Raw genomic sequence first — 8,849 nt, 5'->3', positions numbered from 1 at the left:
TGTTCGTGTCGCACGATCTTGAAGAGGCGCTGCGCATTGGCACGCGCATCGCGATCATGGAAGGCGGCCGCGTGGTCCAGATCGGCACGCCGCAGGAAATCATTTCGAATCCCGCCGACGACTATGTGCGCGCGTTCTTCGACGGTATCGATACAAGCCGTTATCTGACGGCCGGCGATCTCATGCAGACCGATGTCGTGCCGTTGATGAGACACGGCTCGCAGATCGATGCATCGAGCGTCTCGCAAGCGCTCAACGGCAGCGCCGACTACGCGTTCGTGATGGACCAGGAACGCAAGATCCGCGGTTTCGTGTGCCGCGATTCGGTGGGACAGGCATCGCCGGAAATCAACGTCATTGAATGCATTCAACGCACGACGCCGCTCGATGTGGTGGTCAGCCGCGTGGTCGCAAGCCGCGCACCGCTGCCGGTGGTCGACGCGGACGGATCGTATTGTGGTTCGGTCAACAAGACGAACGTCCTCAAGGCTCTGACTCGACATAGAGGCTCCCATGTCTGAAATTATTCCGCTCGGCAGTTGGGTCGATCACGGCGTCAAATATCTGCTCGACCACGATGCAAAAACCTTCGATGCGATCGGCCGGGTTATCGAGAGCTTCGCAGCGATGGTCGAACACGGGCTGCAAGCCATCCCGATGTGGCTGATGATGGCGATCTTTGTCGGCATCGGCTTATGGCGGGTCGGCTGGCGCTTTGCGCTATTCGTGTTGCTGTCCCTGCTGCTGATCTATGCAACCGGCTTCTGGGACGAAATGGTGATCACTCTTGGCCTGACGTTGTCGGCGACCCTGATCAGCTTGTTGCTTGGTATTCCGCTCGGCATCTGGACGGCGAAGAGCAGGACCATCGAGACCATCGTGCGTCCGGTGCTCGACCTGATGCAGACCATGCCCGCGTTCGTGTACCTGATTCCCGCTGCCATGCTGTTCGGCCTCGGCCGCGTTCCAGGCATCTTGTCCACGGTCATCTTCGCCATGCCGCCCGCCGTGCGTCTCACATCGCTCGGGATCAAGCACGTGAATCGCGAGATCGTGGAAGCGGGTCAGGCGTTCGGATGCACGCCTTGGCAATTGCTTTACAAGGTGCAGTTCCCGAACGCGTTGCCGTCCATCATGACCGGCGTGAACCAGACCATCATGATGGCTTTGTCCATGGTGATCATCGCGTCCATGGTCGGCGCCGGTGGTCTCGGCAACGACGTGCTCGCAAGTATTCAGCGGCTCGATATCGGGCTCGGGTTTGAAAGCGGCTTGTCGGTGGTGTTGCTTGCGATCATCCTGGACCGCATTACGGAAAGCTTCGGCCGTTCGCCGGGTATGGCGCGCGCACCGCTGCTGTCAGGAATTCGCAGTGTCATGCGTGTGCGGCGCACGCCGGCTGCGCAACAAAGTTGAGTTTTTTGCAGGGCACGCGGTCAAATCAGCCAAGGATAAAAACCCGATGAAGCGAGACGCGATGGTGCCGGACCGGATTCATCCAGCGAGTCAGCCGTCTGACTCGCCGTTATCGAAGCTGTCGCACTTCGGGTTTTTGACGCTGCCGAATTTTTCGATGATCGCCTTTACGAGCGCTATCGAAGTATTACGGATGGCTAACTATGTTGGACGCACGGAGCACTACACATGGTCGGTGATCACGCCTGATGGCGAACCGGCGCGTGCAAGCAACGGCATCACGGTGAAGCCGACCACGACGCTTGCCGAAGCGGGCATGCCGGATGTATTGATCGTGTGTGCGGGCTGGCATGTCCGCGATTACGTGAACGACGACGTGATTGCGTTGCTGCAGCAGGTCGCACAGCAAGGCATACCGCTAGGCGGCATATGCACGGGCGCATATGCATTGCTGGCGGCCAATCTGCTCGATGGCTACAGATGCACCGTGCATTGGGAAGATATGTCGCCGCTGCACAAGAGCTATCCTCATGTGCGTTTCGCCGATGAAATCTTTGTCATCGACCGGGACCGCGTGACGTGCACGGGCGGCACCGCGCCGCTCGACCTGATGCTGAATCTTGTCGGCATGAGGCTTGGGCAGGCGCATGCGGCGCAGGTGTCCGAGCAATTCATCGTTGAACGGATTCGCGGCACGACCGATCATCAACACATCCCGGTGGACGCCCGTGTTGGTTTCTCACGCGCCGAGCTGATCGAAGTCGTGCGGCTGATGGAAGCCAATATTGAAGAGCCCCTTTCCCTGGAAGAACTTGCGCGGCTCGTGAAGCTCTCGCAGCGGCATTTGCAGCGCATGTTCAAGATGTTCCTGAGCGTATCGCCAACGCACTATTACCTCACGCTGCGCCTGCGGCGTGCGCGCGAGTTATTGCGTAACAGCGATGCCTCCATTTCGCGCGTTACCGCCATTTGCGGTTTCCACTCGCCTTGTCATTTCAGCAAGGCATATCGCGCACAATTTGGCCATGCGCCGAGTATCGAGCGCAGGCAATCGGCTTAAAGATCAGTTTTAAACATGACGCGCCTTGTCTGGCGCGGCATTGTCGTGTCTGCAGTTTCCACAATAGGGAGAAATATGAAACTTCACGGAATTGCGTCGTCGTGCGCGCTTGCGGTTTTAATGAATGTCACGATGTCCGGCGGCGCGTTTGCGGCCGACGCGGCGGCGTGCCAGAACGTGCGTTTCGCCGATGTCGGCTGGACCGATATTGCCGCGACCACGGGACTCGCGACCACTGTGCTGCAGGGTCTCGGATACAAGCCGACAAAGACGATCGCTTCCGTGCCGATTACGTTTGCGGGTATCAAGAACAAGCAGATCGATGTATTCCTCGGTTACTGGTCACCGACGATGGACCCGATTGTCGAACCGTTCCAGAAGGCAAACCAGATCAAAGTCCTGCCCGCGCCCAACCTGACGGGCGCGAAATACACGCTCGCAGTTCCCGATTACGCGTACCAGGGCGGCCTGAAGTCCTTCAGCGATATCGCCAAGAACTTCGACAAGCTCGATGGCAAGATCTATGGCATTGAACCAGGTAACGATGGCAACGCGTTGATCAAGAAAATGATCGACTCGAATCAGTATGGCCTGGGCAAGTTCAAGATGGTCGAGTCAAGCGAAGCCGGCATGCTGGTCGAAGTGGGCCGGGCGATTCGCGAGAAGAAGTGGATTGTGTTCCTGGGATGGGAACCGCACCCGATGAATGTATCGATGAAGATCGATTATCTGAGCGGCGGCGACGACGTGTTCGGCGCGAATTACGGCGAAGCAAAAGTGCTGACGGTCACGCCGCCGGATTATGCCGCGCGATGCCCGAACGTCGCTCATCTCGTCGATAACCTGAAGTTCTCCACAGATATAGAAAATCATGTGATGACGCCGATCATGAACAAGACCGATCCGAACAAGGCGGCCAAGGATTGGTTGAAGGCGAACCCGGCGGTGCTGGATAAATGGCTGGCGGGGGTGAAGACGTTCGATGGCAAGGACGGGCTGGCGGCGGTCAAGACCTACGTATCGCAGTAAGCTTAAGTCGCGCGGGTGAACCGGTACTAGATAGCCCGCGCGCGCCCTGGAAATGTTTCATCGAAATCCGCGGCAAGTTCGAGCGTTGCGACGCTCGCCGCGTCTTCGGGCGCGGCCGTGCCGCGTTGCTCTCGATACATCATTGGCGCAAGCCCGAACTGCTTCCTGAATTCGCGGCCCAGGTGCGAAGCATCGGAAAATCCGCAACTCGAGGCAATATCGGCAACGGTTTTGTCGGAGCTGGTCAGCAACCAGGCGGCTGTGCGCAACCTCACTTGCTTGGCGTAAGCCTGTGGCGCCTTGCCCGTTTCGGCCTTGAACAACCTTTCCAGTTGCCGCGTCGATAGATCCAGTTTGTGCGCAAGTTCATCGAGCGTCAGTGAGCGTCCCACGTGCTGTTCCATCAGCAAGATTGCGCGCTTTACTTTCGGATGCGTCGCGGGCGCCAGGCCCGGCGGATGCGGTTGCGGCGCGTTGCCTTTTTGCATGTCATCGACAAGCAAGATGCGCAGCGCCTTTTGCACTGTCGCAGCTTCGAAATGACGCAGCAGGATTGCAGCGGCAACATCGATCGATGCACGTCCGCCCGAGCACGTGATGCGCCGGTGATCCATGACGAATAACCGGTCCGCGACCAGCATTTCTTCATTCACGCCGGGAAAACGTTCCACGAAATCCCAGTAATGAAACCAGCTTACGCAAATTCGATAGCCGTCCAGCACGCCCGCGCGCATCAGGGAGAACACGCCCGTGCAAATGCCGACGAGCGTGGCGTTGGTGGTCGCGGCGCGGCGGATGAATTGCAGCGTGGCGTCGTTTGCGCCCGCGCCTGAATGCAGCAGGCCGCCCACGACCACTACGTAGTCGAATGACTCGGCTTTGTCGAATGTTTCCCAGGGCGTGATCTGAATGCCGCAACTCGCACGCACCGGTGCAAGCGTTTCGCCTATCACGCTCCACGAGCACCTGACCGGCTTGCTGAAATCGCCTTCGTCGGCGGAAAGACGCAATAAATCGACGAAGCCGGAAAACGCCGTCAGCGTGAAATTCGGCAACAGCACAATGCCAAAGCGAATGCGCTGTTTGGCCGCCGTATCGGGCGACTGGGCGGGAAGGAGGTCAGCGGGATTCATGCGCTTGCCGTAGATGTAAAACCGAAATCAGGGAATGCGGATTCAAGAAACGCGACGCGATAATGGGCCAGCATATCACTGACATTAAGTGCTTTGAAATTTCGGATCGCCCAATAGAAAAACGGCTTGCCCGGTAAAGAGCAAGCCGTCTTTGATAACCCCTGGCTGGCCAACCACTCCCGCCACAAGCTATTAACCGTCCCGGAGAACTTAATGAGCCGTGTGCGTAACGTGCTTGGCTTTCGGAAACTTGTGATGATGATGCGGCTTCGCGTACGAAACAGCCGGCGCAGCCACTGCAGCAACGATCAGAACTGCAAGGAATTTCTTCAGAAGATTGTTCATGAGGCGAACCTGATAGCGAGAGTTTGACGAGGGGTTGACGTGCGTATTGCAAAACGCCGACACAGTGTAGCTCAGCGATTCCTCAACCCGAAATGGTCGAGAACGCCTGCTGCGAAAGTGTTGTATTGCTGCCTACGTCGTCAATATCGCAATCCTCGTCGCTTTCCCGGCATCACGAAATCTCAGTAAAAATCCTGCTAGCAAGCAAGGGAACGCCGGCCCGGCATTCCCCGCCAGCGCATGACTTACGAGCCCGAGCCGCTTGCCGTCACGGGAGCGGCGGGACCGCTCGGGGTTGCCGTACCCATGCCGGGCGTGTTGCTCTTGCCCATCGACGAGGAGCTCTTGTGCTTCATCGACTTGTGATGCGTGGTGCCGGTCGTGCCCATGCCAGCGGCCTGGTTGGTGGTCTGGGCATTGTCACCCGCTTGTAAGCCGGTGGCCGAACTCGGCGGATTGTTTTGGGCGAATGCCGTGCTGGAAACGCAAAGTACGGCGCCGATCGCGCATGCCATTGAGAAGTGCTTCATGCCTGTATTCCTTTCTGTAAGACTGGAGACGTCCATGGATCGTATGACTTCGAACAAGCGGACGCTCACTTGCTTGCTCAAACCCTTGTTCAGCATGTGACGTGCCACCACCATCGTGGATATGTTTTCACTTGCCAGTTTCCGCCGTTGAATATCGCAAATACGCCTGATCGCGCGGCGTCATCAAACTGACTTGGCACGCTGACGTCGCCGTCCCACGTGCATGCCGTTTTTGTTCTATCGGCGGAAATTCACGTGCGGTGCAATGGCTACCTGGTGATTCCCACGCATTCCACTTTCAAGGCAAGCCATGAATGTCAGCGTCTTCGATCTGTTCAAGATCGGCATTGGTCCGTCGAGTTCGCATACGGTCGGCCCGATGATCGCGGCGTGCAGGTTTGCATCGCATATTGAAGACGCAAATCTTCTGGCGTTCGTGCGGCGCGTGCGGGTGGATCTGTTCGGTTCACTGGGCGCAACGGGCAAGGGTCATGGCACCGACAAGGCCGTGCTTCTCGGACTCGAAGGTTATCTCCCCGACTCGATCGATCCGGATGCGATCGAACCGCGTCTGCGGGCGATCCGCGAGTGCAAGACGCTGATGCTGCTCGGCAAGCATGAAGTGAAGTTCGATGAACGCGACCACCTCGGGTTTTTCCGCAAGCTGATGCCGGGCGCGCCGGGCTCGAGCGTCGTGCATCCGAACGGCATGCGCTTTCAGGCCTTCGATGAAAACGGCCAGTTGGTCGTCGAGAAAGAGTACTACTCGGTCGGCGGCGGCTTTGTGATCAACCGCGAAGGAACGCGCGTGAACGGCGTGCAATCGGGCGGCGAGGTTCCGCATCCGTTTCGCACCGGCGACGACCTGATGCGCGTGTGCCGCGAGACGGGTTTATCGATTGCAGAAGTGACGATGTTGAACGAATGCGCATCGCGATCGGAAAGCGAAGTCCGCGAAGGTCTGCTCGCCATCTGGCGCGTGATGGCTGCATGCGTGGAGCGCGGCTGCAAGGTTCGCGGCGAATTGCCCGGGCCGATGCACGTGAAGCGCCGCGCGGCCGATCTCTCGGCGCAATTGCGCCACCGCTCGGAAGAATCGCTGCGTGACCCGTTGTCGATGCTCGACTGGGTCAACCTCTACGCCATGGCCGTGAACGAAGAGAACGCAGCGGGCGGTCGCGTGGTCACCGCGCCCACGAACGGCGCTGCCGGCGTGATCCCTGCCGTGCTGCACTACTACGTGAAGTTCATGCACAACGCGACCGATGAAGGCATTGTCACGTTCTTGCTGACCGCTGCTGCGATCGGGATCATCTACAAAGAGACGGCATCGATATCCGGCGCCGAGGTCGGCTGTCAGGGCGAGGTCGGCGTGGCGTGCTCGATGGCCGCCGCCGCGCTCGCCGCCGTCATGGGCGGCACGCCCACGCAAGTCGAAAACGCCGCTGAAATAGGCATGGAACACAACCTCGGCATGACCTGCGATCCGGTGGGCGGGCTCGTGCAGATTCCGTGCATAGAACGCAACGCTATGGGCGCGATCAAGGCGCTCAACGCCGCACGCATGGCGATGAAAGGCGACGGCACGCACTATGTATCGCTCGATAACGTGATCAAGACCATGCGCGAAACCGGCGCGGACATGAAGACGAAATACAAGGAGACGTCGCGCGGCGGGTTGGCCGTGAACGTCATCGAGTGTTGAATTAACAGGTTGCAAGCCAGTTTCGCAACATCAACAAGTTCCAGGGAAACACCATGAGCCGCTATTCGATATTCAGCCTGCTGCGCAACGGCATGTCGTATCACGAGAACTGGGAGCGCCAGTGGAAGAGCCCCGAGCCGAAACAGGAATACGACGTGGTCATCGTCGGCGGCGGCGGACATGGTCTCGCCACGGCTTATTACCTCGCGAAAGAGCATGGCGTGCGCAATATCGCGGTGCTCGAGAAGGGCTGGATCGGCGGCGGGAATACGGCGCGCAATACGACGATCGTGCGGTCGAATTATCTGTGGGACGAATCTGCCGCGCTGTATGAAAAAGCGATGCAGCTTTGGGAAGGTCTCTCGCAAGACCTGAACTACAACGTGATGTTCAGCCAGCGCGGCGTGATGAACCTCGCGCATACCTTGCAGGATGTCCGGGATACTGAACGTCGCGTGAACGCAAACCGGCTGAACGGTGTCGACGCGGAATTCCTCACGCCCGAACAGATCAAGCAGATCGAGCCGACCATCAACCTGAATAGCCGATACCCCGTACTCGGCGCATCCATCCAGCGTCGCGGCGGTGTCGCGCGTCACGACGCGGTTGCCTGGGGTTATGCGCGCGGCGCGGATCAGGCCGGCGTGGATATCGTGCAGAACTGTCAGGTCACCGGTATCCGCCGAAACGGCAGCCAGGTGACAGGTGTCGATACAACCAAGGGTTTCATCAAGGCGAAGAAGGTCGCGGTGGTCGCGGCAGGCAACACCTCGACACTCGCCGACATGGCCGGCATCCGCCTGCCTTTGGAAAGCCATCCGCTGCAGGCGCTGGTCTCCGAGCCGATCAAGCCCGTGGTCAATACGGTGGTGATGTCGAACGCGGTGCACGCCTATATCAGCCAGTCCGACAAGGGCGATCTCGTGATCGGTGCGGGCGTCGATCAATACACGGGCTTCGGCCAGCGCGGCAGCTTTCACATCATTGAAGGAACGCTCGAGGCGATCGTCGAAATGTTCCCCGTGTTCTCGCGCGTGCGGATGAACCGCCAGTGGGGCGGGATTGTGGATGTATCGCCGGATGCATGCCCGATCATCAGCAAGACGGATGTCAAAGGCCTCTATTTCAACTGCGGATGGGGTACGGGTGGCTTCAAGGCGACACCGGGTTCCGGTTGGGCTTATGCGCACACCATTGCCAACGACGAGCCGCATGCGTTGAACGCGCCGTTTTCCATCGACCGGTTTTACACGGGTCATCTGATCGACGAACACGGCGCCGCCGCCGTCGCCCACTAATCCGCCTTAGGAGAAAAGGTATGTTGCTGATCGAATGCCCCTGGTGCGGACCGCGTGCCGAAACCGAATTCTCGTGTGGTGGCGAAGCAGATATTGCGCGACCGCTCGATACCGAAAAGCTCACCGACAAGGAATGGGGCGACTACCTCTTCATGCGCAAGAATCCGCGTGGCGTGCATCGTGAGCAATGGATGCACACACAGGGCTGCCGCCGCTGGTTCATGGCGCAACGCGACACCGTGAGCTACGCGTTCCAGGGCTATGACACGTTCGCGCGGCCACTCGCCGTGATGGAATCGAAAGAAGAAGGACAATCGAAATGAGCCAGAAAGA

9 protein-coding genes and 1 pseudogene are annotated in these 8,849 nt (G+C 58.8%); 7 read left to right on the top strand and 3 right to left on the bottom strand.

All coding sequences use genetic code 11. The annotated features are described in order from the left end of the window. The 4 genes and pseudogenes from ACFFAR_RS16610 to ACFFAR_RS16595 all read left to right on the top strand — a co-directional run. Positions 1-521 (top strand): annotated as a pseudogene (locus ACFFAR_RS16610) (glycine betaine/L-proline ABC transporter ATP-binding protein); the annotation flags it as partial. Next, a complete protein-coding gene (gene choW / locus ACFFAR_RS16605) occupies positions 514-1,416 on the top strand; it encodes a choline ABC transporter permease subunit (RefSeq protein WP_062003541.1) in 903 nt (300 codons plus the stop codon). The pseudogene ACFFAR_RS16610 and the gene choW, both read left to right, overlap by 8 nt. A gap of 46 nt (positions 1,417-1,462) precedes the next feature. Further along, positions 1,463-2,476, top strand: coding sequence for a helix-turn-helix domain-containing protein (locus ACFFAR_RS16600; RefSeq protein ID WP_174363313.1), 1,014 nt, complete (start codon positions 1,463-1,465; stop codon positions 2,474-2,476). Between the two features lie 120 nt (positions 2,477-2,596). Continuing rightward, positions 2,597-3,505: a choline ABC transporter substrate-binding protein gene (locus tag ACFFAR_RS16595; RefSeq protein ID WP_375508146.1), complete on the top strand. Its 909-nt coding sequence runs from the start codon at positions 2,597-2,599 to the stop codon at positions 3,503-3,505. Between the two features lie 26 nt (positions 3,506-3,531). Here ACFFAR_RS16595 and ACFFAR_RS16590 read toward each other — a convergent pair whose 3' ends face one another. From ACFFAR_RS16590 to ACFFAR_RS16580, 3 genes are all read right to left on the bottom strand, one after another. Continuing rightward, on the bottom strand, positions 3,532-4,638 hold the full coding sequence (locus ACFFAR_RS16590; protein WP_062171918.1) for a GlxA family transcriptional regulator: 1,107 nt from the start codon (positions 4,636-4,638) through the stop codon (positions 3,532-3,534). 210 nt (positions 4,639-4,848) lie between these two features. After that, positions 4,849-4,983, bottom strand: a complete 135-nt coding sequence (locus ACFFAR_RS16585) for a hypothetical protein (RefSeq protein WP_255580681.1) — start codon at positions 4,981-4,983, stop codon at positions 4,849-4,851. 245 nt (positions 4,984-5,228) lie between these two features. Continuing rightward, positions 5,229-5,513, bottom strand: a complete 285-nt coding sequence (locus ACFFAR_RS16580; protein WP_174363315.1) for a hypothetical protein — start codon at positions 5,511-5,513, stop codon at positions 5,229-5,231. Between the two features lie 310 nt (positions 5,514-5,823). Between ACFFAR_RS16580 and ACFFAR_RS16575 the strand changes: the two genes are divergently transcribed. From ACFFAR_RS16575 to ACFFAR_RS16565, 3 genes are read left to right on the top strand one after another with little or no spacing between them, the layout of a single operon-like run. Further along, entirely contained in the window at positions 5,824-7,218 is a 1,395-nt protein-coding gene (locus tag ACFFAR_RS16575; protein WP_375508145.1) for an L-serine ammonia-lyase, read from the top strand. A 53-nt stretch (positions 7,219-7,271) separates the two neighbouring features. Further along, positions 7,272-8,516, top strand: a complete 1,245-nt coding sequence (locus ACFFAR_RS16570) for a sarcosine oxidase subunit beta family protein (RefSeq protein WP_062003550.1) — start codon at positions 7,272-7,274, stop codon at positions 8,514-8,516. A 20-nt stretch (positions 8,517-8,536) separates the two neighbouring features. Next, entirely contained in the window at positions 8,537-8,839 is a 303-nt protein-coding gene (locus tag ACFFAR_RS16565; protein ID WP_062171925.1) for a sarcosine oxidase subunit delta, read from the top strand. Positions 8,840-8,849: the final 10 nt, after the last annotated feature.

The organism is uncultured Caballeronia sp., assembly GCF_964243625.1.
GTDB lineage: Bacteria > Pseudomonadota > Gammaproteobacteria > Burkholderiales > Burkholderiaceae > Caballeronia.
Note: the sequence above shows the minus strand (reverse complement) of the source record. Positions and strands in the feature narration are given on the sequence as shown.